A 26,127-nucleotide genomic window follows, 5' to 3' on the forward strand; every position below is an offset into this window, starting at 1 on the left:
TAGGAGCGAGCTTGCTCGCGAACCCGCACGGCACGGACTGTTCGCGAGCAAGCTCGCTCCTACGAAGAGCAGATCACGCCCGCCCTCTGGTGTTATCAGAGGCCCATGAACGACGAATGACAGCCATGTGACAGGCCTCAGCCAAACAGCGCCGCGACAGTGCGCTCGCCCAGCGCCGGACCGATGCTCATGCCCACGCCGGTATGCATCAGCACGGCGGTGATGCCGTCGGCGGCCTGCAGTACCGAGAACGGCCCCGGTCCGCGCGAGCCGTAGACACCCTGCCAGCGCTCGACCACGTCGACACGCATGCCCAGGGTGTCCTCGGCCAGCGCCAGCATCAAGCGGTCGACGAGCTCGGCATTGAACGGCGCCGCGTCGCTGCCGTAGTGGTGGGAGTCGCCGATGATCAGCTCGCCATGGGGCGTCGGGCTGATCAGCAGGTGGATGCCCTGCTCTTCCAGCTCCGGCGTCTCGCGGCGGATCTGCTCGCGCACCGCCTCGGACTCAGGCAGGTCGGAGAAGGCGCCGTAATGTACGCAGCTCAGGCCGGTGAGGATCGAATGGGCGAGACCGAAGTCGACCTGTGGGCGGGCGCGCAGCATCTGCAGGCGGCACACCTGCGGCTCCAGCGGCGCAATGACCTCGGCCAGCAGGGTCTGGTAGTCATGCCCGGAGCAGACGAGCACCTGCCCGGCGGTGAAGGTGCCTGCCGTCGTGCGCAGCACGCCGGTGTCGACGTCACGCACCAGGGTGGAGAAGTGGAACGCCACGCCGTACTCGCGGCGCAGGTAGTCGATCAGGCTCGGCAGCGCCTCGCGGGAATACAGTTGCTGGTCATCGAAGCCGAGCAACGCCGCGCGGTGGTGGCGGAAATGGCCCTGGTAGAGGTCGTTCAGTTCGCTGCCGCGCAGCAGGCCTACACGGTAGTCCAGCTCCCTGGCGCGCCCGGCGCAGAAGGCTTCCAGCAGATGCTCCTCGGCTTCGGTGCGGGCGAACAGCAGCGAGCCGTTGCGCCGCAGGGAGAACCCCGCGCCTTCCGCCCACTGCGCCCAGATCGGCCGGCTGGCGCGGGCCAGGTCCGACATCACGCCCGGCGGCTGGCCGGTGACCAGCGCCTGGCCGAAGTTGCGTACCGAAGCTCCCAGGGGTGTGGCGGTGCGCTCGAAGACGCGCACGGAGAGGCCGCGACGGGCAGCGGCGTAGGCGTGGGAAAGGCCGAGGATGCCGGCGCCGACGATGGCGACGTCGCAGTGAATCTGGGTCATCAGGGTAAGTCCTGCGCGGTGAAGAGCCCCTCTCCCCAACCCTCTCCCTGAAGGGAGAGGGGGCTGTTCGGTGTGCGGGTTCTGCCATGTGCGCCCAGGCGAACAACGGCAACGATATCAGGAGTGCAGCAGGATGAACGCGGGATCACGCTCTGCTGCTGAGGGTTCCCTCTCCCTTCAGGGAGAGGGCTAGGGAGAGGGAGCCCCCACTCAGGCAATTACTTCTGAGCGACTTTTTCCGACTTGCCGTCATAGCGCTTGCGCCACTCGGCGAGGATCTCGTCGCGGTTCTTCGAGGCCCAGGCGAAGTCGTTCTTGATCAGGCGCTGCTCGTAGTCGGCCGGCAGTTCGGTCTGCGGCTTGGCGATGCCCGGCTGGGCCAGCACGGCGAAGTTTTCCTTGTACAGCTCCATGGCTTTCGGGCTGGCAGAGAAGTCGGCGAGCTTCTTCGCGGCGGCTTCATGCTGGGTGCCTTTCACGATACCGGTGGCTTCGATTTCCCAGCCCAGGCCTTCCTTCGGCAGGACGATGTCCAGCGGTGCGCCCTGGCGCTTGAGCTGCACGGCCGGGTACTCAAAGGAGATGCCGATCGGGAACTCGCCGGCGGCGGCCAGCTTGCACGGCTTGGAGCCAGAGTGGACGTACTGGCCGATGTTCTCGTGCAGGGCGTCCATGTAGGCCCAACCCTGCTTCTCGCCGAAGGTCTGCAGCCAGGCGGAGACGTCGAGGAAGCCGGTGCCCGAGGACGCCGGATTCGGCATGACGATCTTGCCCTTGTATTCCGGCTTGGTCAGGTCCTGCCAGCTCACTGGCTTCTCCAGGCCCAGCTTCTCGGCCTCGACGGTGTTGAAGCAGATGGTCGCGGCCCAGACGTCCATGCCGACCCACGCCGGCGGGTTAGCCGGGTCGCGGTAGTTCTTGCCGATGGCGTCCAGGTGCTTGGGCGCGTATTTCTCCAGCATGCCCTGCTGGTCGAGGATGGCCAGGCTGGAAGCAGCCAGGCCCCAGACGGCGTCGGCCTGCGGACGATCCTTCTCGGCCAGCAGCTTGGCGGTGACGATGCCGGTGGAATCACGCACCCACTTGATCTTGATGTCCGGGTTCTCGGCTTCGAAGGCCTGCTTGTAGGCGGTCAGCTGTTCCGGTTCCAGGGCGGTATAGACGGTCAGTTCGGTGTCGGCGGCGTGGACCTGGGCGGCGAAGCCGGCCACCACGGCGGCGGCGAGGGCAAGACGTTTGAACATGTGGAGCTCCTTGGCAGTGTTGGTCTCCCGCTCGGGGCGGGTTTGTCAGGGGTTGAGCCCGGCAGGTAGACGCCGGGCGACAGCGTCCAGCGGTGTTACGGGTTCGCGCCCGTCCTCCAGGCCTGGGAACGGCGCAGCAGGCCGCGCGATGCGCCGGCCAGCAGCAACGACACAGCCGCGGAGGTGAGCAGGATCAGGGTCGACATGGCGGCGGCGCCGCCGACGTTGCCGGAGTCGTCCATGTTCAGCACGGCGACGGCGGCGAGGATGGTGTCCGGGTTGTAGAGGAAGATCGCCGCCGAGACCGTGGTCATCGCCGAGACGAACAGGTAGCGGGTGATGTCCAGCAGCGCCGGCAGGCAGATCGGCACCGTGACGCGCAGGTAATGGCGCCATAGCGGCATCTTCAGCGACAGCGCGGCGGCCTCGAATTCGCCGTCGAGCTGGCGCAGCGCGGCGGTGGCGGTCATCTGCGCGGTGGTCAGGTAGTGGGCGATGGTGCACACCACCAGCAGCGCCATGCTGCCGTAGAACACATGCAGCGGGTTGCCCGGCAGGTTGAAGAAGAACACGTAGCCCAGGCCCAGCACGAGACCCGGCACGGCCATCGGCACAAAGCAGAGCATGCGCAGCAGTTGGCTCAGCCAGCGCTGCTCGCGGGTCTTCTCGATCAGGTAGGCGCCGGTGAAGATCAGCGCGCTGCCGATGATCGCAGTACAGGCGGCCATGGTCAGGCTGTTGCGGTAGGCCAGCCAACCGCCACCGGCAGTGGTGTTGAAGTCGTAGTGGTTCAGCGACAGCGAAAGGTTATAGGGCCAGAACTTCACCAGCGAGGAGTACACGGCCATGCCCAGCACGCCCAACAGCACCGCGCTGATCAGTACAACGATGGCGAGGAAGGCGGCATCGCGACGGCGCGAAGGCTTGGGATGGTAGACCTGTGCTCGGCCGCTCATGGCGTCGCCCTGGCGGCGGCGCAGCCAGGTGTCGACGGCGAAGCTGAGCAGCGCCGGCAGCAGCAGGATCATGCCGATCTGCGCGCCACGGCCGAACTGTTGCTGGCCAACCACCGCCTTGTAGGCTTCCAGTGCCAGCACCTGATAGTCGCCGCCCACCACGACTGGCACGCCGAAGTCGGTGATGGTCAGGGTGAACACCAGGCAGAAGGCGGCGAACACACCCTGGCGCGAAGCCGGCCAGGTGATGCTGCGGAAGGCTTTCCACGGACCGGCGCCCATGCTGGAGGCAGCATCGAACAGGCGCGCATCAGCCAGCGACAGCGCCGAGAGCAGGATCATCAGCGCATGGGGAAAGGTGTAGATCGCCTCGCCGAGGACGATGCCCCAGAAACCGTAGATGTTGTCGGACAGCAGGTGACGCAGCAGGCCCTGGTTGCCGAACAGGTAGATCAGCGCGATGCCCGGCAGCATCGACGGCGCCAGCAGCGGCAGCAGGGAAATCCCGCGCCACAGGCCCTTGGCCGGGATCAGCGTGCGTTGCAGCGCGTAGGCGAACAGATAGGCTGCCGGCACGACGATGCACGCGACGCTCACGGAAACCTTCAGGCTGTTGCCCAGCAGCCAGTGGAAGTTATCGCTGCGCAGCAACTCGCCCATGGCCGCCAGGCCGCCGCCCTGCCCTGCCTCGCCGCTGAAGCCGCGCCAGAAGATGGCCAGCAGCGGCATCAGCACCGCGAGGGTCAGCAGGAGCAGCAGCAGGTATTTGCCGCCACGGACGAACAGACGATCACCCAGATCGCCACGTACCTTGCCGGCGGACAGCGCCGAGCTGTGCTTCACCACGGCTTCCATCTCAGGCGAACACCTGCAGGCTGCGCGGGGGCAGCGACACCCAGATGTCCGGCGTACCCAGGCGCGGCATGTCCTCCGGCGCCAGCTCCGCCAACAGCGCGTGGCCCGGCAGTTGCTCCAGCTCGAAGCTCATGCGGCAGCGGTTGCCCAGGAAGGTGATCTCGCGGATCTGCGCACGGAACAGGTTTTCCTGGTGTACGGCGGGGTTCACGCTGATCGCTTCCGGGCGGCAGAACAGGCGACCCGAGGCACTGGACGCCTGGCTCGGCAAGCGCAGGCTGAGGCTGCCGACGCGGGCGTGGCCATCGTTGCCGCGCTCGAAGGGCAACCAGTTGCCCTGGCCGACGAACTCGGCAACGAAGGGCGTGCTCGGGGTGCTGTAGATCTCCTGGGCGGTGCCGTACTGCTCGATGCGCCCGTGGTTCATCACCGCGATGCGGTCGGCCATCAGCATGGCCTCGTCCTGGTTGTGGGTGACCATCACGGTGGTGATGCCCAGGTTCTTCTGCAATTGACGCAACTCGCCACACAGGTGCTCGCGGACGCGCGCATCCAGCGCCGACATCGGCTCGTCGAGCAGCAGCAGCGACGGGCTTGGCGCCAGTGCGCGAGCCATGGCGACGCGCTGCTGCTGGCCGCCGGAGAGCTGGCCGGGGTACTTCTTCTCGCTGCCGGTCAGGCCGACCAGCTCGAGCATCTCGGCGACGCGGCGGCGGGCTTCATCCTTGCTCGCGTTCGTGAGGCCGTAGGTGATGTTCTGCTCGACCGTGAGGTTGGGGAACAGCGCGTAGGACTGGAACAGGATGCCGTAGTCCCGCGCCTGCGGCGGCAGGTTCGAGACATCGCGCTGGCCCAGGTGCAGGGTACCGTCGTCCTGTTGCTCGAGACCGGCAATGCAGCGCAGCAGAGTGGTCTTGCCGCAACCCGACGGGCCGAGCAGGCAAACCAGCTCACCGGCCTTGACGTCCAGCGACACGCCGTCGAGGGCGACGAACTGGCCGAAGCGCTTGCGGATATGGCGCACGCTGAGCGGTGTGCCGGTGAGGGTGGGATGCATGGCGGTACCTCGTCTTCTTGTGGTCCACGCCGCGTGAGCCATGGCGTGAAGGAACGAGGTCCATGCTAGGGACGGATTGCGACGGCACTATTGCTAAAGGGCCAAGTGCGCCGATAGATCCATAGGCAGATTTGGGTATGGGGGCGAAAAAATTTGCGTAGATGGCCCCATACTTGAGCCGACTTGTAGGAGCGAGCTTGCTCGCGAACCGCCGGGCACCGTGCCGTGCAGGTTCGCGAGCAAGCTCGCTCCTACAGGAAAGACAGGCTCCGGCTTATAGAAGACTTCCAGAGAAACAGCCGCACACTCCGGACCGCCCCGTTCAGGAGGCCTCGTTGAAGCGGAGTTTCAGGGGTTGAGCGGCATGGATGCCGCGAGAGCCGCGATGGGCCAGGGATGGCCCGTCGTGGCGTGCCCCTGAAACTTCGCTTCAGCGAGGGTATTTTTCGCCTAGGCGAAAAACCGGATGACAGGGGCAAGACCTTTGCCTCCTTTGGGTCTTTCCAAAGGCGGTCGCCCGAGGGGGCGAAACAAGATCTCACCGCGCACGCCGAAGCGACGCTGAAATACAAAAGCCAAAGCAGGAAAGCCTGGGCATGCACCAGCTCTGCCAACGAATCGCGGGTATGGCCTCCCCCCAGGAGCCAGCCTCTACGCCTGCGCCAACGCCAGAAACGCACTCGGCAACCGCGCCTGCCGCCGATCCTTCAGGCAATACAGGTACTCGTCGATCAGGCTCGCACCCTTGATCTCCAGTACGCACAACTGCGGGTTATCCGGCACTTCCTGGCGAGCGATGATGCTCACGCCGAGGTTGCGGATCACTGCCTCGCGGATCGATTCGCGGCTGCCGATTTCCAGCATCGAGGCCGGCGTCACCCCCGCCTGCTGCAACATCGCCTCGGTCAGCTGGCGGGTGGTCGAGCCCGCCTCGCGCATCAGCAGGCAATGGTTGCGCAAGTCGCCCAGGCTCACCGACTGCAGTGCCGCCAGCGGGTGACTGCGGTGCACCGCCAGCACCAGCGGATCGCTCCCCAGCACCACACGGGTCAGGCGCGCATCATCCACCTGCTGCGAGGAGGCAGCCAGGTCGACCCGGCACTCGATCAGCGATTCAAGCACTTGCTGGGAGTTGCCGATCTCCACCGACACTTCGATCTGCGGGAAGCGCTCGCGGAAATTCTTGATCAGCCCGAGCACATAATAAGGAGAGGTGGCGCCGATGCGCAGGGCGCCCTGCATCTGCCCACAGTTGCGCAGGTAGAACTCGATGTCGGCTTCCTGCTGCAACAGCGCCTCGACCATCGGCAACAGGCGCGCGCCCTCATCGCTCAGGGTCAGGCGACGGCCGCCTCGATAGAACAGCTCCACCGCGTACTGGCTTTCCAGGTTGCGGATCTGCGTGGTCACAGTGGGTTGGCTGAGACCGAGCTTCTTCGCCGCCTGGGTGATGCTGCCCAGCTTCGCTACCCGGTAGAACGCCTTCAATTCCGCGCTCAGCATCGACCGATCCGCCTTTTCGAAAAATTCATCAACATTTTTTCTCGGCGCTGTCGGCAAACCGGCGCCAGCCCACTGGCGACGCGGCCTGCAGCCAGGCGACAAAACACTCTAAAAGGTCAATGTACCTGACCTGTATCACTGGCAACACCAGTTGTCGCTGGACAGCCCGGACTTGAGCGACTTTCATTGCCCTTGGAAAAATCCCACATGGAAACCGAAGGCGGCCTCACAAGGGCACGCCCAAGGAGCAATTGATGAAGTACAAAGTCACCATGGTTTTCGGCACCCGTCCGGAAGCCATCAAGATGGCCCCGCTCGCCCGCGTTCTGCGCCGTACCCCGGAAATCGAGCTGCGCATCTGCTCCACCGGCCAGCATCGCGAGATGCTACAGCAAGTGCTGAACTCCTTCGAACTCGAGGTGGACGAAGACCTCGACGTCATGACCCAGGGCCAGACGCTCAACAGCCTGGCCCTGCAGATGATGGGCAAGCTGGACGACAGCTACGACCGCCATCGCCCGGATATCGTGCTGGTCCACGGGGACACCACCACCAGCTTCATTGCCGCTCTCACCGCCTTCCACCGGCAGATCCCGGTGGGGCACGTCGAAGCAGGCCTGCGCACCGGCAACATCCACCAGCCCTGGCCGGAAGAAGCCAACCGCCGCCTCACCGCGGTGATCGCCGACCTCCACTTCCCACCGACCAAGGCCTCGCGTGACAACCTGCTGCGCGAAGGGGTGAACATCGACCAGATCGAAGTCACCGGCAACACGGTGATCGATGCCCTGCTGTGGATGCGCGAGCACCTGCACGAAACCAACTGGACACCCGCTGCCGATTCCCCCCTGGCCAAGTTCACCGGGGACCGCCGCGTCGTGCTGATAACCGGCCACCGCCGGGAAAACTTCGGCAAGGGTTTCGAGCGCATCTGCCTGGCCCTGGCCGAGCTCGGCCAGCGCTTCCCCGACGTGGACTTCGTCTACCCGGTGCACCTCAACCCGCAGGTGCAGAACGCCGTCTACGGCCTGCTCTCGGACAAGCCCAACATCCACCTGATCGCCCCGCAGGACTACCAGCACTTCGTCTGGCTGATGGACCGCGCGTACATCATCCTCACCGACTCGGGCGGCATCCAGGAAGAAGCCCCGGCGCTGGGCAAACCGCTGCTGGTGCTGCGCCGCGTCACCGAGCGCCCCGCCGTGCTGGAAGGCGGCACCGTGGTGCTGGTGGGCACCAACACCGGCCGCATCGTCAGCGAAGCCAGCCACCTGCTGCGCGACGAGGAAGTCTACGAACAGATGAGCCGGGTCTTCAGCCCTTATGGCGACGGCCACGCCAGCGAGAAGATCGTCGCCCGGCTGCTGTCCTGGTTCGGTGAATCACGCACGCCAAGCGAGTTCGAATGAGCCTCGAACTGGTCGATATCCTCACTTACGTTCTCTATGCCCTGAAGTACCTGGCGATCATCCTGGCCGCGCTGATGTTCCTGCTCGGCCTGGATGACCTGTTCATCGACCTGGTGTACTGGGGCCGGGTGCTGGTGCGCCGCTTCCGCATCTACAACCGCTTCGACCGCGCCGACGAAGAGCGCCTCTTCGCTGCCCCGGAAAAGCCGCTGGCAATCATGGTGCCGGCCTGGAACGAGGTCGGCGTGGTGGGCGAGATGGCTCGCCTGGCGGCTTCGACGCTGGACTACGAGAACTACCAGATATTCGTCGGCACCTACCCCAACGACCCGCAGACCCAGGCGGACGTCGACGCGGTCTGCCTGCACTACCCCAACGTGCACAAGGTGGTCTGCGCGCGCCCCGGCCCCACCAGCAAGGCCGACTGCCTGAACAACATCATCGATGCCATCCTGCGTTTCGAGGCCGACGCCAAGATAGAGTTCGCAGGCTTCATCCTGCATGACGCCGAAGACGTCATCTCGCCGCTGGAACTGCGCCTGTTCAACTACCTGCTACCGGCCAAGGACCTGATCCAGATCCCGGTCTACCCCTACGCTCCGGAATGGACCGGCTTCACCGCCGGCCACTACGTCGACGAGTTCGCCGAGAACCACGGCAAGGACGTCCCGGTGCGCGAGGCGCTGACCGGCCAGGTGCCCAGTGCCGGTGTCGGCACCTGCTTCAGCCGCCGCGCCATCGCCGCGCTGCTGGAAGACGGCGACGGCATCGCCTTCGATGTGCAGAGTCTTACCGAGGACTACGACATCGGCTTCCGCCTCAAGCAGAAGGGCATGAAGTGCATCTTCGCCCGCTACTCCATCACCGACCCGCAACTGGCGCTCAAGAGCACCTGGGTGCCGGGCATGGACCGGCGCTTCTCGCAGGTCATCTGTGTGCGCGAACACTTCCCGCGCACCTGGCAGCACGCCATCCGGCAGAAGTCGCGGTGGATCACCGGGATCGTCTTCCAGGGCACGCGCAACCTGGGCTGGAGCCGCAAGGGCATGCTCAACTACTTTCTCTGGCGCGACCGCCGGGGGCTGATCGCCTACCTGCTGAGCTTCCTGGTCAACCTGCTGTTCCTGGTGCTGATCACCATGTGGCTGATCACCAGCCTGTCGCCCAACGCCTGGCGGTTCCCGTCGATCCTGGAAGGCAGCCAGTTGCTGGTGGTGCTGCTGTTCCTCAACGGCCTGATGCTGCTCAACCGGCTGTTCCAGCGCTTCTGGTTCGTCACCCGCTTCTACGGCATCTTCGAGGGGCTGCTGTCGGCGCCGCGGATGATGTGGAGCAACTTCGTCAACTTCTTCGCCAACCTGCGCGCGCTCAAGCAGGTAATGGAGATGGGCGACTCGCGCCGCGTGGCCTGGGACAAGACCACCCACGAATTCCCCGCCCTCGCCGGCCCGCAGCGCACGCCGCTGGGCCAGCGCCTGAAGGAAAAGGGCCTGATCAGTGAAGAACAGCTGCAATCGGCACTGACCAGCCCGGTTCGCCGCCGGCTGGGCCGCGAGTTACTGCTGCGCGAGCAGATCAACAGCACGCAACTGGTGGAAACCCTGGCCGAGGAACTGGGCGAGGAATGGGCGCCGCTCAATCCCTTCACCCTCGATCCGAAGCTGATCGCGGCGCTGCCGCGCAAGCTCGCGCTGCGCTACGCCGTGCTGCCGGTGGCTATCGAAGGCGACACCCTGGTGCTCGCCGGCGAGCAGCAGTTCAGCCAGGTATCCCTCGGCGCTATCAGCCGCCACCTCAAACGCCCCGTACGCAGCCAGCTCGCCCCACAGGGCCGCGTCACCCTCGGCCTGCGCCACTGGTATGGCGGCCGCCACCAGAGTGAAGAAACCCGCTTCATCCTCGACACGCTGCAAAGCCGGCAGGGCGATGAGGCGCTCATCGAGCGCATCTGCGGCCACCTGGTGATGTTCGGCACCCTGTTGCAGGTACGCGGGATGGTGCCTCCCAGCCTGTTCAACCAGGCGCTGATCGATTTCGATCCGGAGCAGGATTCGCTCGGCGAGCACCTGATCAAGCGCGGCATCATTACCCAACAGGTACTTGAGGAAGCGCTCAAGGAACAGGCCAATGAACAGCACGAGGCCTATCGCATCGCCCGGGAGGCCGTGTGAAACCGCAACAACCCCTGCTTTACGGCCTCATCCTGGCGAGCATCGCCGCCCCGCTCGCGCAGGCCGCCGATGACCAGCTCACGGAGTTCCAGCGCTTCCGCAGCTTCCCCTACCTCGACAAGGGCTACAAGGAAGCGAAGAAGAACAACTGGGCGGAAGTCGAACGCCTGATGCGCCATCTGCTCGACCGTGTACCGAACAACACCGAGGCGCGCTCGCTGCTGATCCAGTCCCTGGCCAAGCAGCAGCGCTTCGCCGATGCGGAGAAGGAAGCCCAGGCACTGGCTGGCACCGAGGCCGGCGCCGAGGCATTGACCAATCTGCGCCTGGACCTGATCGAGAACGGCCCACCGCCCGAAGCCCAGGTCAACCAGTGGCTGGCCCACGCCGATGCCAACGAGCGTGTACGTCTGTGGCAAGCCTATAGCCTCAAGCTCGGCCAGACCCAGGGCGCGGCCAAGGCGCTGGAGTGGCTCGGTACCCTACCACCCGGTAGCGACGGCCGCGTGCTACGCGAGGCCCGGGCAAACTGGGCCGAACAACTGCGCGACTGGGACACCACCATCACCCAACTCGCCCCGCTGGCCGCTTCCCACCAACTCTCTGCCGACGACTGGCGGCGGCTGGCCAATGCCTACGCCCAGCGCCTGGAAGAAAAACCGCTGGAGCAACTGATCCAGCAAGCGCCGAATGCCGACTCGGCGCGCCAGGCACGGCTGGCGATCATCGACCGCGCCATTGCCGTCGAGCAGACCGACGTCGCCAAGCGCTGGCTGCTCACCCTGCCCGAGCAGGATCGCAACGACCCGAAACGCCAGGCGCAGCTGCTGGAGGTCGCCCGTGACAGCAGTGACACGGCGCTGGTGGAAAGACTCAGCGACGCTCAGGACCGCCCCTGCCTGGAAACTACCGAGTGGCTGTCGCGCCATGACCAGGCGGCGGCGCTGGTGAAGCTGCAACAGTGCAAGCCCGCTGAAGATCCGAAGACCTGGCTGGTGCTGGCCCAGCGCCTGGACGCCACCGACCTGCTGGAAAACACCCGGCTGCCCGAACCCTGGGACACCGCTCGGCGCGACCAACTGGTGGACGCCTGGCGACGCCAGGGACGCACCGATCTGGCACTGGCCTGGCTATCGCGCCAACCACAGACACCCGATACCGTGCGCCAGCGCGCCGAACTGCTGCAGGCCCGCGGCCGTACCGGCGAAGCCGCGGCACTGTGGGAGCAACGCTACCGCCAGACCGGCGACCTCAAGGCGTTGGACCAGGCCAGCTACCTCGCCCTCAACGCCGGGCGCACCGAACGCGCCAAGCAATTGCTCGAAAGCGCCTACGACCGCCGCGGCGGCAACCTGCCCCCTGCCCTGCTGCAGCGTCTCGCCAGTATTCACGCACGCAGTGACACCCCGCTGGATGTCGCCCGCATCGAATCGCTACTGCCCAAGGCTGACCCGGTCTCGCGCGGCTACCTGCTCGGCCGCCTGGCCGAGGCCGGGCGCTGCGATGCCCTGCAGCGCTACCTGAGCCCGAACTCCAACACCCCCGGTGAGCTGCGTGCCCTTGGTCGCTGCGCCATGCCCGCGCGGCCTGGCGAAGCGGTGGTCTACTACCAGGCCGCCATTGCCCACGGCGACCATGACAGCCAACTGCCGCTGGCCTATGCGCTGGAAGCCGCCGGTGACCCAGCCGGCGCGCTGCGCATCTTCAACGCCCTGCCCGCCAGCGAACTCAACGACAACGCTCGCCTCACTGCCAGCCGTGCCGCCCTGCTGACGGGCGACAACGCCACCGCCGAACGCTACTGGCAGCAGGCGAAGAAGGGCAGCGCGGACGACTGGGCACTGGGCGCCAACATTGCCGATGCCCGTGGCGACTATTCACTGGCCCTTACCCGGCACCGCGAGGCCCTGCAACACGAGCCCAACGGCCAGCACTTCTACAACGCCGCCGGTAGCGCCCAGAAAGCCGGCGACCAGCAGCAGAGCAAGCTCTGGCTGGCCGAAGCGGTACGCCGCGAGCCCAGCAACCCGCGGTTCCGCGCCGACTACGGCATGCGCCTGGCCGGCACCGACACGCCGGAAGAACGGCGCACCGCGATTCCGTACCTGGAACGCGCCACCCGTGACTACCCCGAGGACTTCCGCCTGGGTGAAACCCTCGCCTGGCGTTATGACGAGGCCGAGGACAGCTTCGCCGCCCGCCGCGAGCTGCGTCGAGTGATCGACCTGGAACAGGAGCCGGTGGCAGCCGATGACGAGTACGGCAGCCTCGAAGCCCGCCGCTACCGCCAGCGCCGCGCGCACCAGACGCTGTCCCAGCGCGACAACCTGACCATCGCCAGCACCTGGTCGCCCGCCGGTGTCACCACGGTGCCGATCCTCAATGGCGACAACCAGACCGGCAACCGCCGCCGCGCGCAATCGCAGAACCTGCAGACATTCATCTGGGACCACGCGCTGGGCGAGGAACCGACCCGCAACGGCAGCACCCTCTCGGTGTATGGCCGCGCGATCGCCGGCAACGAAGGGCGCAAGAACTACACCCAGACCCTCGCTGCCGGCTTCGGCCTGCGCTACAAGCCCTTCGGCGACTACAACCTCAACCTCTACAGCGAGCTGTACAAGCAGAACACCGTGAACGACGACGTCGATCCTGACGACGCCTTCGAAGGTCTGCGCTGGCACGAGATCGGTACGCCGGAGAAGTTCGAGCGCTACATCCGCAAACGCGACAAGTACGGCCAGACCTCCACCGACTTCCTGCTGCGCGCCACCGCCTCCTTCCTCGATCAGGGCGAGTACCGCAACGACTGGCGCGTGGACGAGAGCGACTGGGACGAGCGCTTCCTCTACACCGACTTCGCCTGGTGGACCCACGCTGGCGACCATCAGTGGGTCTCGCGCTACCAGCAGGGTCACGCCTGGAAGCTGCCGGTGGACTCGCCGCAGACGATCATGCCCTACGGCTTCGCTGAATTCTCCGCACAGGACCCGAGCAACGACTGGCGCCAGGACCTGCGCAGCGGCGTCGGCCTGCGCTGGCAGTACTGGTACGGTGAGGATCGCTACAACGCCTACCGCGCCCACGTCACCGTGCGCACCGAATACCAGTTGGGCATGGCAGGCAATCTCTATGAGAAGGCCAACGGCTGGCTGGTGGGACTCGAGGTGAACTTCTGATGCGCCGCCTGATTTTCACCCTCGCCCTGCTCTTCTCTGCCGCTACCGCGCACGCCGATGATCGCCTGTTCTATCAGCCGCTCAATGTCGACTCCTCGCTGAGCGACGCGCAGTGGCAGCAGATCTGGCGAGCCAGCGCGGCCCAGGGCGCCAAGACCCTGATCGTGCAGTGGACCGCCTACGGCGACTCCGACTTCGGCGGAGCCAACGGCTGGCTCGCGCGCTCCCTGAAAAGCGCCCACGACAACGGCCTGCAATTGGTCCTCGGCCTGTACATGGACCCGGCCTACTACCAGCGCCAGGGCGAGCTGGACACCCCCGGCCTGGAAGCCTACTGGCAACATCAGCTCGGCCGCTCGCTGGCACAGCAGCGGCAAGTGAGCGAGCAGTGGAAGCTGCCGGTCGCCGCCTGGTACCTGCCGATGGAACTGGACGACTGGCACTTCCAGGCCGTCGAACGCCGCCAGGCGCTGCAGCACCAGCTCAAGGACTTCGCCGGCCAGCTGAAGGCACCGCTGCAATTGAGCGCCTTCTCCGGCGGTAAACTGGCGCCGCAGGTGTACGGCAACTGGCTGGGACAGATCGCCGGGCTGGGTGTGCAGGTCTGGTGGCAGGATGGCGCCGGTACCGGCGCACTACCCGAGCGCGTGCGCCAGGCCTACGCCGCCGCCCTGCCCTGTCCGGTCGGTATCGTTCGCGAAGCCTTCCGTCAGACCAGCGCTGCCGGTCAGCCCTTCAGGGCCGAACCTGCCGCACCTTCGAGCGTCTCCACGGGCTGTCACACCAGCGCCGTCTTCGAGGTCCGTTATCGCCCCTGGGGCAAACTCCTGCTGGATAACCAGCAGTCGCACGCCGGCAGCGCCCTGCACCCTTGAGACCGGCCCCCGCGCGCAACCTGTCCGGCGCCGCGCGGGGGCAAGTGAGTTCGTCTATGCTCGCGCGAGCGATCCCGCACTCGTACAGGACCGTTCATGTTCAAGACCATCGAATCGGAAGTCGTGAAACAGCACGTTTCACCTGAACTGCGCGCCGAGTTCCTGCAACATGATTTCGAGCGGCTAAAAGGCTTCAGCCTGCTGGTATTCGGCATCAGCATCGGTATCTGGCTTCTCTTCGACCTGATCGTCAGCTTCCAGACCGGCCAGGGTTTCAGCTACATCTCGCTACTGTTCCTCGCCGCCTTCCTCGTCCTCTTCGCCCTCACTGCCGCCGCCCGCCGCGCCCTGCACTTCTACCTGATCAACTTTGCCTTTGTCGTGACTTTTGCCTGGGGAGCCCGCCTGCTGATCGAGGGCATACCCAGCGACGTCCGCCAGGCCTGGCTGGTGATCTGCGCCTCCACCGTGCTTTACAGCGCGACGGTATTGCCGCTGAACCGCCCGGCCTTCTTCGCGGTATTGCTCGTCACCTGGGTGCTGCTCAACCCGTTCCTGGGCAACGTGCCCGAGTTCAATGTGCGGCACAGCATGCTGATCTGCTATCCGGTCTTCATCAGCGCGCTCACGGTGTACATCTTCCACCACCTCAGCCAGGCCAAGCTGCACAACTACGCCATGGCCCGTCTGCTGCTGGACCAGGCCTACATCGATACCCTCACCGGTATTCCCAACCGCCGCTCATTCATGGCCCGGGTGGGCAAGCGCCTGGAAGAAGACGGCGAGCAACGCTACCTGGCGATGATCGACATCGACCATTTCAAACGGGTCAACGACACCTACGGCCACGACATCGGCGACGAAGTACTGACCCGTGTCGCGCTGGCGATCAAGCATCAAATGGGTGACTTCGAATTCGCCCGGCTGGGCGGCGAGGAGTTCGGCCTGTACCTCTGGGGCCTGAATGCCGACCAGGCGCAGGCGCGGCTCGAGCAATTGCGCCAGGCCACCGCAGACTTGCCCGGCCACCCCAACGTCACCATCAGCCTGGGCCTCGCCCACCTGAGCCTGGAGGGCAGTCTCAGCGAAGCGTTGATCAAGGCTGACAAGGCGCTCTACAGCTCCAAGCACAATGGCCGCAATCGAACGACCTATTCGCCCTGAGTAGAACGAAAAAGGCCCGCATAGGCGGGCCTTTTCATACTGGTGTCCCGGAGAGGGGTCGAACCTCCAACCTTCCCCTTAGGAGGGGGACGCTCTATCCAATTGAGCTACCGGGACAATCGGGTCGGCATGTTAACCACCGACAAGCGATTTGTCATGCCGCCGCCACCGACGCGGTCCATAATTTCGCCGTCAGCCGGAGAAACGCCATGATCACAGACGACGGTGCCCTGCCCGATTCCCCTTTCGCCACCTTCGATGTGCGCGTCGCCACGGCAGACGATGCGGCGGCCCTGGCTCCGCTGCTGCAGCAACTGGGCACGCGTGACCCGCTGCCCGACACGGCGTTGCTCGCCCTCGCCCTGAGCGATCAGCAACCTTCGCGGGTGACGCTGATCGCCGAGCGCGATGGAGCCTTGCTTGGCACCTGCACGTTGCACCTGATCGAACACATCGCCCACGGTTTCGCCCGCTCGGCGATCCTCGAGGACATGGTGGTGGACAGCCGCGCACGAGGCCAAGGCATCGGCCAGGCGCTGATCGGCCGGGCCGTGGAATGGGCGCGGGATTGGAAGTGCTACAAGCTGGCCCTCTCCAGCCACCAGGACCGGGAAATGGCGCACCGCTTCTATGCGGCGATGGGCTTCGCGCCCCACGGTGTCAGCCTCTCACTGAACCTGGACTGACCTCAGCTGGCGCCTGGGCATCCGGGGGAGCGAGCAGGTCCAGCAGATGACCGACCGTTACCTCCAGGGACACCGAGTTATCCAGCTCCACCAACGGCCCCGGCAGGCCATCGGCGAAGTGCGCATTGCGCGCCAGGCGCTCCTCGATTTCCGCCAGCGTCTCCCGTCCGCGCTTGAGCAGGCGTTGACGCAACACCTCGGAGTCGACCTTCAGCAGCACGGCGATCAACTGCGGATAACGGCGACGAGCCTCGGGCAGGTACTTGCGCGAACCATTGACCAGTACGTCATGGCCGGCGGCCAGCCAGTCATCGATTTCGCGGGGAATGCCATAGTGCAGGCCATTGGCGCGCCAACTCATGGCGAACGCACCGGAGCGCTCCAGTTCGGTGAACTCGTCGACGCTCACCGAGTGAGCTTCTTCACCATGCGCCTCGGCGGAACGGGTGATGACGCGCCGGACGATCCGGCAATCCATCGCGGCCAGCGGAACGCTGGCGGCCTGCAACACGCTGTCCTTGCCAGAGCCCGAAGGGCCCATCAGGAAAATCAGTCTGCCTGGGGTCATGAGACTCTCGGTGCGCCGGCGGCTCGGCGCTACTTCAATTCTGATCCGCGGGGCGGATAATACTCCGAGCCTTGTGCGATATCAGTGAAAACACAATATCAACGGCCGCCGACCCGGCTTTCCCTGACTCACCATCGGGCGCTGTGCCATCATGGCTATCCGCGACGAAGTGCTCTCATCAGACTGCCCAACGGCAGACAGGCTCACGGCACATATCGACTACGCTGACGGATATGGGCAAATCGCCAGCTTTCCCTTTAACTCCCATCCAAAGAAGGGTCTGCCTAGGCGGTCTCATTTCGGACGATTGGTGCTGGCATTTAGCCTTCACCCGAGACACAATATGCCGAAGGTTTGACGTCAAGTTATTGGATATTTTTCAAAAGCTTTGACGACGCGCTGAACGGCCACTGGAAATCGCTGTCAAAGGGCCTGAACGAACGCTGACCCATGGCATCGGCCTCCCTGACTTACAGGTTTAAAGTATGCGCCCATTGAAACAGGCAACCCCCACCTACTCCAGCCGTACCGCTGACAAGTTCGTCGTACGTCTGCCCGAAGGCATGCGTGAGCGTATCGCCGACGTCGCTCGCAGCCACCACCGCAGCATGAACTCCGAGATCATTGCGCGTCTCGAACAGAGCCTGCTGCAGGAAGGTGCCCTGCAGGACAACCTGGGCATCCGCCTGGACAGCCCGGAACTCAGCCTGCACGAGCGCGAACTGCTGCAGCGCTTCCGCCAGCTGACCCATCGTCAGCAGAATGCGCTGATCGCCCTGATCGCGCACGATGCCGAGATGGCACAGAACGACGCCTGATTCGTTCGCGACACCCGAAACAGCCGGCCTCGAGCCGGCTTTTTCATGCCCGCGATTTACCGGCGCCATGCAATGGCAGACACAAAAAAGCCGCCTCGCGGGCGGCCTTTTCGGCGGAGCTGGCGCTACATCAGGAACAGCGTAGCCAGTCCGAGGAAGATGAAGAATCCGCCACTGTCGGTCATGGCGGTAATCATCACGCTGGAGCCCATGGCCGGGTCGCGCCCCAGGCGCAACAGTGTCATCGGGATCAGCACGCCCATCAGCGCAGCGAGCAGCAGGTTCAGCGTCATGGCGCCAGTCATGACCGCGCCCAGCTCCCAGTTGCCGTACAGGTAGAAGGCGACCAGGCCGATCACCCCGCCCCATACCAGGCCGTTCACCAACGCCACGCCCAGCTCCTTGCGCAGCAGGCGGTTGGCACTGCTGGTCTGGATCTGGTCCAGGGCCATGGCGCGGACAATCATGGTGATGGTCTGGTTGCCGGAGTTGCCGCCAATACCGGCGACGATGGGCATCAGTGCAGCCAGCGCCACCAGCTTCTCGATGGAACCTTCGAACAGGCCGATCACCCGTGAGGCGATGAAGGCGGTGACCAGGTTGGTGGCCAGCCAGGCCCAGCGGTTGCCGACCGACTTCCAGACCGAGGCGAAGATGTCTTCCTCTTCGCGCAGACCGGCCATGTTCAGGACTTCGCTTTCGCTTTCCTCACGGATCAGGTCGACCATCTCGTCGATGGTCAGACGGCCAATGAGCTTGCCGTTCTTGTCCACTACAGGGGCAGAAATCAGGTCGTAACGCTCGAACGCCTGAGCGGCGTCGTAGCCATCCTCGTCAGGCGTGAAAGTCACCGGGTCGGTGGCCATGACCTCGGCCACGTCCTTGTCCGGGTCGTTCACCAGCAGCCGCTTGATCGGCAGCACACCCTTGAGCACGCCGTCGTAGTCGACGACGAAGAGCTTGTCGGTGTGGCCCGGCAGTTCCTTCAGGCGACGCAGGTAGCGCAGCACCACTTCCAGGCTGACGTCATCGCGGATGGTGACCATCTCGAAGTCCATCAGCGCACCGACCTGGTCTTCCTCGTAGGAGAGCGCCGAGCGCACACGCTCGCGCTGCTGCTGATCGAGGCTTTCCATCAACTCGTGGACCACATCGCGCGGCAGTTCCGGCGCGAGGTCCGCGAGTTCGTCGGCGTCCATGTCCCTGGCCGCGGCGAGGATCTCGTGATCGTCCATGTCGGCGATCAGGGTCTCCCGCACGGAGTCGGACACTTCGAGGAGGATGTCGCCGTCGCGCTCGGCCTTGACCAACTGCCAGACCGTCAGGCGGTCGTCCAGTGGAAGGGACTCGAGGATGTGGGCGATGTCGGCCGGGTGCAGCTCTTCCAGTTTGCGCTGGAGTTCCGCCAGGTTCTGGCGGTGCACGAGGTTTTCGACGAGGTCTTGATGCTGGCCTTCCTGACGGTGCGTCAGGTCTTCCATCAGCTTGTGCTTGTGCAGCAGGTCGACCACCTGGTTCAGGCGGTCCTGCAGGCTTTCCTGCGGCTTCTTGGCTTCTACTTCGGTCATAGCACGCTCCACCCCCAGTGGCAGAACGGGCCAGAGGGGATCAATACATCAGGTCGTGTGTACGCAATCGGGGTTCTGAGTAACTACTGGGTAAGTCCATGGTGGTGTCCCATGCGCCCATCGAGGGCAGATGCGGGAAATGATAACACTCCGGGGTGTAATAGGCGTTACAAAATGGCGGCCAGAACAATCGCTTGCGGGCGAAAGTTCACTGGCGAATCACTGCCCGGTTCGACGCCCGAAAGCTCCCACAGGACACCCGGCCCCGACTGACAATTTCCACTCCTAGGCTGCAGGCAGGCCCGCCATCACGGAGGAAACCATGCGCCTGCCTGCCCTGCTCTGCTCACTCCTGATTCCACTCGTACCGACCAGCGAGGCGGCCTCGGTGTTTCGCTGCACTGCGGCCGACGGCAGCGTGCTGTTCAGTCAGTATGGCTGCCCGGTGGAGCGGCAGCAGGAAATCCAGGAGGCGAACAACCCCACACCCGGCAGCGGCGAGCCGGTGCCAATGGCAAACCCGCAAGAGCCTGCCCTTCAGAAGCCTGTAGCGCGCAGCAGGGGCCAGAGCAAGGAGACCGAGCACGAGTCAGTTGTGGTTGTCGGCGAACAGCAGAATGGCTGCGGCAACCGCGTTACGGGCAACACACGGCGCAAGGCGATCATCGAGGGGCGCGTGAGGACGGGAATGACGCGTCGCGACGTGGAAAGCGCCCTGGGGAGGCCAGACAGGGTCAGCCAGCACAACGAGACGTTGCGCTATCACTACGAAGCGGGCAAGAAACAGGGCGCACGCACCGTAACCTTCGACGAAGACGGTTGCGTGATGGGTAAGGCGAAACGCTGAGCGCACAGACCACGTTTTCGAAGGCAAAGAAAAAGGGCCTGCATTTCTGCAGGCCCTTTCGTATATGGCGCACTCAGGAGGATTCGAACCTCCGACCGCTCGGTTCGTAGCCGAGTACTCTATCCAGCTGAGCTATGAGTGCGCTGATGAGGGCGCAAATTCTAGAGCGATTCTTCTGACCTGTCAACAAGATTTTTCAATCTTTTCAGTCACTTACGTAACCGGACAACTCATCGCACCAGGAGATGCAATGGCGGAGAGGGGGGGATTCGAACCCCCGACACCCTTTTGAGGTGTACTCCCTTAGCAGGGGAGCGCCTTCGGCCACTCGGCCACCTCTCCGCAACACGGGGCGCATGATATCCATGTTTTCCCCGTTTGCAAAGGAAATTTTAGAAAAATTTTAGAAAAATTAATGGTTTGGTTCTTGGTCTTTCTCTTTCTGGATGCGCTGGTAGATTTCCTCACGGTGCACGGCGACTTCCTTCGGAGCATTCACACCGATGCGCACCTGATTTCCTTTGACGCCCAGCACAGTCACGGTGACGTCATCACCGACCATCAGGGTCTCTCCGACCCGGCGAGTCAGAATCAGCATTCCTTTCTCCTTACGTGTTACGGGATAAGCAGTCTGCAAAAAAAGAAATGGTGGCAGATTCGTATAGATCAAGTGCACGAATCCTTCACCCAAGTATTGACCAGTCCTGCCGGAAAGAAAGTTCCTGACAGCCGGTCAAAAACGACAAAAGGCGCGGGTTAGCCGCGCCTTTCGATTATTGCTCCCCTTACTCGCCCTGTCGGGCCGGGGCGTCGAGTTCAAAAGCGGTGTGCAGGGCACGGACCGCCAGCTCGAGGTACTTCTCTTCGATAACCACGGACACCTTGATTTCCGAGGTGGAGATCATCTGGATGTTGATGGTCTCCTTGGCCAGGGCTTCGAACATGCGGCTGGCAACACCGGCGTGGGAGCGCATGCCGACGCCGACGATGGAAACCTTGGCGATGTTGGTGTCGCCTGTCGCTTCGCGCGCACCGATGGTGGTGGCAGTCTGCTTGAGGATTTCCAGGGCGGCCTGGTAGTCGTTGCGGTGCACGGTGAAGGTGAAGTCGGTGGTGTTATCGTGCGCGACGTTCTGCACGATCATGTCGACTTCTACATTGGCGGCACTGATCGGGCCGAGAATCTTGAAAGCAACGCCGGGGGTATCCGGTACGCCACGGATGGTCAGCTTGGCTTCGTCGCGGTTGAAGGCGATGCCGGAGATGATCGGCTGTTCCATGGATTCCTCTTCATCAAGGGTAATGAGGGTGCCCGGACCCTCCTGGAAGCTGTGCAGCACGCGCAGCGGGACGTTGTACTTGCCGGCGAATTCCACCGAACGGATCTGCAGCACCTTGGAGCCGAGGCTGGCCATTTCCAGCATCTCTTCGAAGGTGATCTTGTCCAGGCGACGAGCCTGCGGCACGACGCGGGGGTCGGTGGTGTAGACGCCATCGACATCGGTGTAGATCTGGCACTCATCGGCCTTCAGTGCCGCCGCCAGGGCTACGCCGGTGGTATCGGAACCGCCACGACCGAGGGTGGTGATGTTGCCCTGCTCGTCCACACCCTGGAAGCCAGCGACCACGACTACGCGGCCGGCTTTCAGATCTGCGCGAATGTTCGCATCGTCGATGCTCAGGATACGCGCCTTGGTGTGGGAACTGTCGGTCAGGATGCGGACCTGGTTACCGGTGTAGGAAACCGCCGGCACGCCACGTTTCATCAGCGCCATGCTCAGCAGGGCGATGGTTACCTGCTCGCCAGTGGAGACCATCACGTCCAGCTCGCGCGGAATCGGCTGGTCCATGATCTGTTTCGCCAGACCAATCAGGCGGTTGGTCTCGCCGCTCATGGCGGATACCACCACGACGATGTCGTCGCCCGCCTCACGGAATTTCTTCACCTTCTCGGCTACCTGCTCGATTCTCTCGACGGTGCCGACGGAGGTCCCTCCAAACTTCTGTACGATCAAAGCCATTTCAAAAGCCGCCTGATTCCTGAAGGGCGCCCATTAAACATGCATCACCGCATGCTGCCAAGGCCCGCCGGACGCGCTGCGGGCCCCGTATTTCAGGGCCTTTAGAGGCCCTGTTCGACAAACTTGACTGCCAGCGCCAGAGCTTCGTCCAGCTTGCCGGCATCGACGCCACCACCCTGGGCCATGTCCGGACGACCACCGCCCTTCCCGCCCACGGCCGCAGCGGCCTGCTTCATCAGATCGCCAGCTTTCAGCTTGGCGGTCAGGTCCTGGGTCACGCCGGCCACCAGCACGACCTTCTCTTCGAACACACCGCCCAGCAGGATCACGCCGCTGCCCAGCTTGTTCTTCAGCTGGTCGACCAGCGCCAGCAGCGCCTTGCCGTCCAGACCGTCAAGACGCGAGGACAGCACCTTCACGCCGCCAACGTCGACAGCAGAACCCGCCAGATCGTCGCCGGCCGCGCTGGCAGCCTTGGCCTTGAGCTGTTCCAGCTCTTTTTCCAGCTGACGGTTGCGCTCGATCAGGCCGGAGAGCTTGTCCAGCAAGTTGTCACGACTGCCCTTGACCAGGCCGGCCGCTTCCTTGAGCTGCTCTTCGGCACCATTGAGATAGGCCAGCGCAGCGCCGCCGGTGACCGCTTCGATACGGCGCACGCCGGAAGCCACACCACCTTCGCTGGTGATCTTGAACAGGCCGATGTCGCCGGTGCGGGACACGTGGGTACCGCCGCACAGTTCGACGGAGAAGCTGCCACCCATGCTCAGCACACGCACCTGGTCACCGTACTTCTCGCCGAACAGCGCCATGGCGCCCTTGTTCTTGGCGGACTCGATGTCGGTCTCTTCGGTCTCGACCTCAGAGTTCTTGCGGATTTCGCTGTTGACGATGTCTTCCAGCTGCTTCAGCTGCTCGGGCTTGATCGCCTCGAAGTGGCTGAAGTCGAAGCGCAGGCGTTGGCTATCGACCAGCGAGCCCTTCTGCTGGACGTGCTCGCCCAGTACCTGGCGCAGCGCGGCGTGCAGCAGGTGGGTCGCGGAGTGGTTCAGCGCGGTGGCCTGGCGCACGGAGGCATCGACTTCGGCTTTGACAGCCGCACCGACACTCAGGCTGCCCTGGGCAACCACACCGTGATGCAGGTGCGCGCCGCCAGCCTTGGTGGTATCGCGAACGTCGAAGCGCACGCCGGCACCCTGCAGGTAACCACTGTCGCCGACCTGGCCACCCGACTCGGCGTAGAACGGAGTCTGGTCGAGGACGACCACGCCCTCCTCGCCTTCGCCCAGTTGCTCGACGGCCTTGCCGTCCTTGAACAGTGCGATGATCTGGCCAGCACCGGAAACACCCTGATAGCCGAGGAAGCGGGTATCGCCGTCGACTTTCACCAGGCTGTTGTAGTCCATGCCGAAGGCGCTGGCGGAGCGGGCGCGCTCGCGCTGGGCTTCCATCTCGCGCTCGAAGCCTTCCTCATCAAGGGTCAGGCTGCGCTCGCGGGCGATGTCGTTGGTCAGGTCGACCGGGAAGCCGTAGGTGTCGTACAGCTTGAACACCACGTTGCCGGGGATGACGCTGCCCTTGAGCTCGGACAGGTCCTGCTCGAGGATCTTCAGGCCCTGCTCCAGGGTCTTGGCGAACTGCTCTTCCTCGGTCTTCAGCACGCGTTCGATGTGCGCCTGCTGTTGCTTGAGCTCGGGGAAGGCTTCGCCCATCTCGCCAACCAGCGCGGCCACGATCTTGTGGAAGAAGGTACCCTTGGCGCCCAGCTTGTTACCGTGGCGGCAAGCGCGACGGATGATGCGGCGCAGCACGTAGCCACGGCCTTCGTTGGACGGCAGCACGCCGTCGGCAATGAGGAAGCCGCAGGAACGGATGTGGTCGGCGACCACTTTCAGCGACGGCGCGTCGTCATTGGCGCAGCCGATGGCGTCGGCCGAAGCCTTCAGCAGGCTCTGGAACAGGTCGATCTCGTAGTTCGAGTGGACGTGCTGCAGCACGGCGCTGATGCGCTCAAGGCCCATGCCGGTGTCCACGCTCGGCGCCGGCAGCGCGTGCATGACGCCGTCAGCGGTGCGGTTGAACTGCATGAAGACGTTGTTCCAGATCTCGATGTAGCGATCGCCGTCTTCTTCCGGCGAACCGGGCGGGCCGCCCCAGATGTCGGCGCCGTGGTCGAAGAAGATCTCGGTGCACGGGCCGCACGGACCGGTGTCGCCCATCGCCCAGAAGTTGTCCGAAGCGTAGGGAGCGCCCTTGTTGTCGCCGATGCGGACCATGCGCTCGGCCGGAATGCCGACCTCTTTGGTCCAAATGTCGTAGGCCTCGTCATCGGTGGCGTAGACGGTGACCCAGAGCTTGTCCTTGGGCAGGTTCAGCCATTTGTCCGAGGTGAGGAATTCCCAGGCGTAGGTAATGGCGTCGCGCTTGAAATAGTCGCCAAAGCTGAAGTTGCCCAGCATTTCGAAGAAGGTGTGGTGGCGCGCGGTGTAACCGACGTTTTCCAGGTCGTTGTGCTTGCCGCCGGCACGCACGCACTTCTGGCTGGTGGTAGCGCGGGTATAGGCGCGCTTTTCCAGACCCAGGAAGCAGTCCTTGAACTGGTTCATACCTGCGTTGGTGAACAGCAGGGTCGGGTCGTTCGCGGGGATCAGCGAACTGGACGCTACACGGGTGTGCCCCTTCTCTTCGAAGAAGCGGAGGAAGGCTTCACGGATTTCAGCGCTTTTCATAGGTTCTTCCACGGAAAAATGCGGCCACGAATCGCCGGCAAAGGGCCGCATTATATCGGCCCCGCATCAAGGTTGTAGTGTCTTTGCGCGATAGTTAACCCCTATCGCGCAATAATTTCTGTCAGGAACGACGAAAGGCGGCAAAAGCTTCGACGATACGCAGGATATCGGCGCTTTTTACATCAAGGTGGGTGACCAGGCGCAGGCGCGCCGCCGGGCTGACACGAATGCCCCACTCGGCCAGGTGCGCACCCAGCGCACCGGCCTGCTCGCCGATGCCGACGTAGACCATGTTGGTCTGCACCGGCTCGATGGCGAAGCCCAGTTCAGCTAGGCCACGGCCCAGCGCTTCGGCATTGGCGTGGTCTTCGGCCAGGCGCTCGACCTGGTGATCCAGCGCATACAGCGCCGCTGCCGCGAGGCCGCCGGCCTGGCGCATGCCGCCGCCGACCATCTTGCGCAGACGGCGCGCACGACCGATCAGCTCGGCATCGCCGCAGAGCACCGAACCCACCGGCGCGCCGAGACCCTTGGACAGGCACACCGAGACGGAATCGAAGTGGCGCGTGATCTCGCGAGCATCCACGCCCAGCTTCACCGCTGCGTTGTACAGCCGCGCGCCGTCCAGGTGCAGCGCCAGCCCACGACGGCGGGTCATCTCGCGGGCAGCAGCGAGATAGGCCTGCGGCAGGACCTTGCCCTGCATGGTGTTTTCCAGCGCCAGCAGGCGGGTACGGGCGAAGTGGAAGTCATCCTGCTTGATCGCCGCCTCGACCCTGGCAAGGTCCAGCGAGCCATCGGCTTCGCCATCGATGGGCTGCGGCTGGATCGAGCCCAGCACAGCGGCGCCGCCGCCCTCATATTTATAGGTGTGCGCCTGCTGGCCGACGATGTACTCGTCGCCCCGGCCACAATGGGCCATCAGGCCAAGCAGGTTGCTCATGGTGCCGGTGGGCACGAACAGAGCGGCGGCAAAGCCCAGGCGCTCGGCCAGGGTCGCTTCCAGGCGGTTCACCGTCGGGTCTTCGCCGTAGACGTCATCACCCAGCTCAGCCCGCGCCATCGCCTCACGCATGCCGGCGGTGGGCAGGGTCACGGTGTCGCTGCGAAGGTCGATGATGGACATGGCAAGGCTCCTCGGGCATCAGGTGGAAAGGGCCCGATGCTAAGCGCTCGCCGGAGGCGGAACAAGGGTGGAGTGGCTGTAGGAGC

The 26,127-nt window shown here is 64.3% G+C and carries 19 protein-coding genes and 3 tRNA genes; 8 read left to right on the top strand and 14 right to left on the bottom strand.

The genetic code is table 11. The features are described from left to right. Positions 1 to 137: 137 nt before the first annotated feature. The 5 genes from FAS41_RS12140 to FAS41_RS12160 all read right to left on the bottom strand — a co-directional run bounded on the left by FAS41_RS12140 (position 138) and on the right by FAS41_RS12160 (position 6,883). The gene (locus tag FAS41_RS12140; protein WP_138522514.1) at positions 138 to 1,268 is read right to left on the bottom strand and encodes a TIGR03364 family FAD-dependent oxidoreductase; all 1,131 of its coding nucleotides are present in this window, start codon (positions 1,266 to 1,268) and stop codon (positions 138 to 140) included. A 218-nt stretch (positions 1,269 to 1,486) separates the two neighbouring features. Beyond that, on the bottom strand, positions 1,487 to 2,512 hold the full coding sequence (locus tag FAS41_RS12145; RefSeq protein ID WP_037012373.1) for a putative 2-aminoethylphosphonate ABC transporter substrate-binding protein: 1,026 nt from the start codon (positions 2,510 to 2,512) through the stop codon (positions 1,487 to 1,489). Positions 2,513 to 2,607: 95 nt separating this feature from the next. Then, entirely contained in the window at positions 2,608 to 4,323 is a 1,716-nt protein-coding gene (locus tag FAS41_RS12150) for a putative 2-aminoethylphosphonate ABC transporter permease subunit (protein WP_138522516.1), read from the bottom strand. A 1-nt stretch (position 4,324) separates the two neighbouring features. Then, positions 4,325 to 5,380: a putative 2-aminoethylphosphonate ABC transporter ATP-binding protein gene (locus FAS41_RS12155; RefSeq protein ID WP_138522518.1), complete on the bottom strand. Its 1,056-nt coding sequence runs from the start codon at positions 5,378 to 5,380 to the stop codon at positions 4,325 to 4,327. A 651-nt stretch (positions 5,381 to 6,031) separates the two neighbouring features. Continuing rightward, the gene (locus tag FAS41_RS12160; RefSeq protein ID WP_138522520.1) at positions 6,032 to 6,883 is read right to left on the bottom strand and encodes a LysR family transcriptional regulator; all 852 of its coding nucleotides are present in this window, start codon (positions 6,881 to 6,883) and stop codon (positions 6,032 to 6,034) included. Positions 6,884 to 7,137: 254 nt separating this feature from the next. Here FAS41_RS12160 and wecB point away from each other — a divergent pair, with 254 nt between their 5' ends. The 5 genes from wecB (at position 7,138) to FAS41_RS12185 (ending at position 15,681) form a co-directional block, all read left to right on the top strand. Then, the gene (gene wecB, locus FAS41_RS12165) at positions 7,138 to 8,292 is read left to right on the top strand and encodes a non-hydrolyzing UDP-N-acetylglucosamine 2-epimerase (protein WP_138522522.1); all 1,155 of its coding nucleotides are present in this window, start codon (positions 7,138 to 7,140) and stop codon (positions 8,290 to 8,292) included. Beyond that, the gene (gene nfrB / locus FAS41_RS12170) at positions 8,289 to 10,463 is read left to right on the top strand and encodes a cyclic di-3',5'-guanylate-activated glycosyltransferase NfrB (protein ID WP_138522524.1); all 2,175 of its coding nucleotides are present in this window, start codon (positions 8,289 to 8,291) and stop codon (positions 10,461 to 10,463) included. Before wecB ends, nfrB begins: the two co-directional genes overlap by 4 nt. Beyond that, a complete protein-coding gene (locus FAS41_RS12175) occupies positions 10,460 to 13,642 on the top strand; it encodes an NfrA family protein (RefSeq protein ID WP_138522526.1) in 3,183 nt (1,060 codons plus the stop codon). The genes nfrB and FAS41_RS12175 overlap by 4 nt, the downstream gene beginning before the upstream one ends. Beyond that, entirely contained in the window at positions 13,642 to 14,517 is an 876-nt protein-coding gene (locus FAS41_RS12180) for a DUF4434 family protein (RefSeq protein WP_138522528.1), read from the top strand. The genes FAS41_RS12175 and FAS41_RS12180 overlap by 1 nt, the downstream gene beginning before the upstream one ends. 96 nt (positions 14,518 to 14,613) lie before the next feature. Continuing rightward, positions 14,614 to 15,681, top strand: coding sequence for a GGDEF domain-containing protein (locus FAS41_RS12185; protein ID WP_138522530.1), 1,068 nt, complete (start codon positions 14,614 to 14,616; stop codon positions 15,679 to 15,681). Between the two features lie 40 nt (positions 15,682 to 15,721). Here the strand turns inward: FAS41_RS12185 and FAS41_RS12190 are convergent. Beyond that, a tRNA-Arg gene (locus FAS41_RS12190) sits at positions 15,722 to 15,798 on the bottom strand. A gap of 92 nt (positions 15,799 to 15,890) precedes the next feature. Between FAS41_RS12190 and FAS41_RS12195 the strand changes: the two genes are divergently transcribed. Next, the gene (locus FAS41_RS12195; RefSeq protein WP_138522532.1) at positions 15,891 to 16,367 is read left to right on the top strand and encodes a GNAT family N-acetyltransferase; all 477 of its coding nucleotides are present in this window, start codon (positions 15,891 to 15,893) and stop codon (positions 16,365 to 16,367) included. Here the strand turns inward: FAS41_RS12195 and phnN are convergent. Next, the gene (gene phnN / locus FAS41_RS12200; protein ID WP_138522534.1) at positions 16,342 to 16,935 is read right to left on the bottom strand and encodes a phosphonate metabolism protein/1,5-bisphosphokinase (PRPP-forming) PhnN; all 594 of its coding nucleotides are present in this window, start codon (positions 16,933 to 16,935) and stop codon (positions 16,342 to 16,344) included. The genes FAS41_RS12195 and phnN overlap by 26 nt on opposite strands. Before the next feature lie 485 nt (positions 16,936 to 17,420). Here phnN and amrZ point away from each other — a divergent pair, with 485 nt between their 5' ends. Continuing rightward, positions 17,421 to 17,753, top strand: a complete 333-nt coding sequence (gene amrZ, locus FAS41_RS12205) for a transcriptional regulator AmrZ (RefSeq protein ID WP_017517196.1) — start codon at positions 17,421 to 17,423, stop codon at positions 17,751 to 17,753. 125 nt (positions 17,754 to 17,878) lie between these two features. Here amrZ and mgtE read toward each other — a convergent pair whose 3' ends face one another. Beyond that, on the bottom strand, positions 17,879 to 19,321 hold the full coding sequence (gene mgtE / locus FAS41_RS12210; protein ID WP_138522536.1) for a magnesium transporter: 1,443 nt from the start codon (positions 19,319 to 19,321) through the stop codon (positions 17,879 to 17,881). Positions 19,322 to 19,643: 322 nt separating this feature from the next. On the opposite strand from mgtE, the gene bamE reads away from it, so the two are divergent. Beyond that, positions 19,644 to 20,168, top strand: a complete 525-nt coding sequence (gene bamE, locus FAS41_RS12215) for an outer membrane protein assembly factor BamE domain-containing protein (RefSeq protein ID WP_138522538.1) — start codon at positions 19,644 to 19,646, stop codon at positions 20,166 to 20,168. Between the two features lie 65 nt (positions 20,169 to 20,233). Here bamE and FAS41_RS12220 read toward each other — a convergent pair. The 6 genes from FAS41_RS12220 to ltaE all read right to left on the bottom strand — a co-directional run bounded on the left by FAS41_RS12220 (position 20,234) and on the right by ltaE (position 26,041). Next, a tRNA-Arg gene (locus FAS41_RS12220) sits at positions 20,234 to 20,310 on the bottom strand. Between the two features lie 109 nt (positions 20,311 to 20,419). Then, positions 20,420 to 20,510, bottom strand: a tRNA-Ser gene (locus tag FAS41_RS12225). Between the two features lie 70 nt (positions 20,511 to 20,580). Continuing rightward, entirely contained in the window at positions 20,581 to 20,766 is a 186-nt protein-coding gene (gene csrA, locus FAS41_RS12230; RefSeq protein ID WP_003085981.1) for a carbon storage regulator CsrA, read from the bottom strand. Between the two features lie 187 nt (positions 20,767 to 20,953). Next, a complete protein-coding gene (locus FAS41_RS12235) occupies positions 20,954 to 22,189 on the bottom strand; it encodes an aspartate kinase (RefSeq protein ID WP_081517979.1) in 1,236 nt (411 codons plus the stop codon). A gap of 101 nt (positions 22,190 to 22,290) precedes the next feature. Continuing rightward, complete coding sequence (gene alaS / locus FAS41_RS12240) at positions 22,291 to 24,915, bottom strand: alanine--tRNA ligase (RefSeq protein WP_138522540.1); 2,625 nt, start codon at positions 24,913 to 24,915, stop codon at positions 22,291 to 22,293. A 121-nt stretch (positions 24,916 to 25,036) separates the two neighbouring features. Beyond that, positions 25,037 to 26,041 (bottom strand): low-specificity L-threonine aldolase, encoded by a 1,005-nt coding sequence (ltaE, locus tag FAS41_RS12245; protein ID WP_138522543.1) that lies wholly within the window; start codon positions 26,039 to 26,041, stop codon positions 25,037 to 25,039. Positions 26,042 to 26,127: the final 86 nt, after the last annotated feature.

It is taken from the genome of Pseudomonas nicosulfuronedens, assembly GCF_005877905.1.
In the GTDB taxonomy this organism is placed as follows: Bacteria; Pseudomonadota; Gammaproteobacteria; order Pseudomonadales; family Pseudomonadaceae; genus Pseudomonas; species Pseudomonas nicosulfuronedens.

Bases quoted from the DNA above. Each gene is read 5' to 3' on its own strand.
- FAS41_RS12140 (WP_138522514.1), bottom strand. From the start codon at position 1,268: ATGACCCAGATTCACTGCGACGTCGCCATCGTCGGCGCCGGCATCCTC.
- FAS41_RS12145 (WP_037012373.1), bottom strand. From the start codon at position 2,512: ATGTTCAAACGTCTTGCCCTCGCCGCCGCCGTGGTGGCCGGCTTCGCC.
- FAS41_RS12150 (WP_138522516.1), bottom strand. From the start codon at position 4,323: ATGGAAGCCGTGGTGAAGCACAGCTCGGCGCTGTCCGCCGGCAAGGTA.
- FAS41_RS12155 (WP_138522518.1), bottom strand. From the start codon at position 5,380: ATGCATCCCACCCTCACCGGCACACCGCTCAGCGTGCGCCATATCCGC.
- FAS41_RS12160 (WP_138522520.1), bottom strand. From the start codon at position 6,883: ATGCTGAGCGCGGAATTGAAGGCGTTCTACCGGGTAGCGAAGCTGGGC.
- wecB (WP_138522522.1), top strand. From the start codon at position 7,138: ATGAAGTACAAAGTCACCATGGTTTTCGGCACCCGTCCGGAAGCCATC.
- nfrB (WP_138522524.1), top strand. From the start codon at position 8,289: ATGAGCCTCGAACTGGTCGATATCCTCACTTACGTTCTCTATGCCCTG.
- FAS41_RS12180 (WP_138522528.1), top strand. From the start codon at position 13,642: ATGCGCCGCCTGATTTTCACCCTCGCCCTGCTCTTCTCTGCCGCTACC.
- FAS41_RS12185 (WP_138522530.1), top strand. From the start codon at position 14,614: ATGTTCAAGACCATCGAATCGGAAGTCGTGAAACAGCACGTTTCACCT.
- FAS41_RS12195 (WP_138522532.1), top strand. From the start codon at position 15,891: ATGATCACAGACGACGGTGCCCTGCCCGATTCCCCTTTCGCCACCTTC.
- phnN (WP_138522534.1), bottom strand. From the start codon at position 16,935: ATGACCCCAGGCAGACTGATTTTCCTGATGGGCCCTTCGGGCTCTGGC.
- amrZ (WP_017517196.1), top strand. From the start codon at position 17,421: ATGCGCCCATTGAAACAGGCAACCCCCACCTACTCCAGCCGTACCGCT.
- mgtE (WP_138522536.1), bottom strand. From the start codon at position 19,321: ATGACCGAAGTAGAAGCCAAGAAGCCGCAGGAAAGCCTGCAGGACCGC.
- bamE (WP_138522538.1), top strand. From the start codon at position 19,644: ATGCGCCTGCCTGCCCTGCTCTGCTCACTCCTGATTCCACTCGTACCG.
- csrA (WP_003085981.1), bottom strand. From the start codon at position 20,766: ATGCTGATTCTGACTCGCCGGGTCGGAGAGACCCTGATGGTCGGTGAT.
- FAS41_RS12235 (WP_081517979.1), bottom strand. From the start codon at position 22,189: ATGGCTTTGATCGTACAGAAGTTTGGAGGGACCTCCGTCGGCACCGTC.
- alaS (WP_138522540.1), bottom strand. From the start codon at position 24,915: ATGAAAAGCGCTGAAATCCGTGAAGCCTTCCTCCGCTTCTTCGAAGAG.
- ltaE (WP_138522543.1), bottom strand. From the start codon at position 26,041: ATGTCCATCATCGACCTTCGCAGCGACACCGTGACCCTGCCCACCGCC.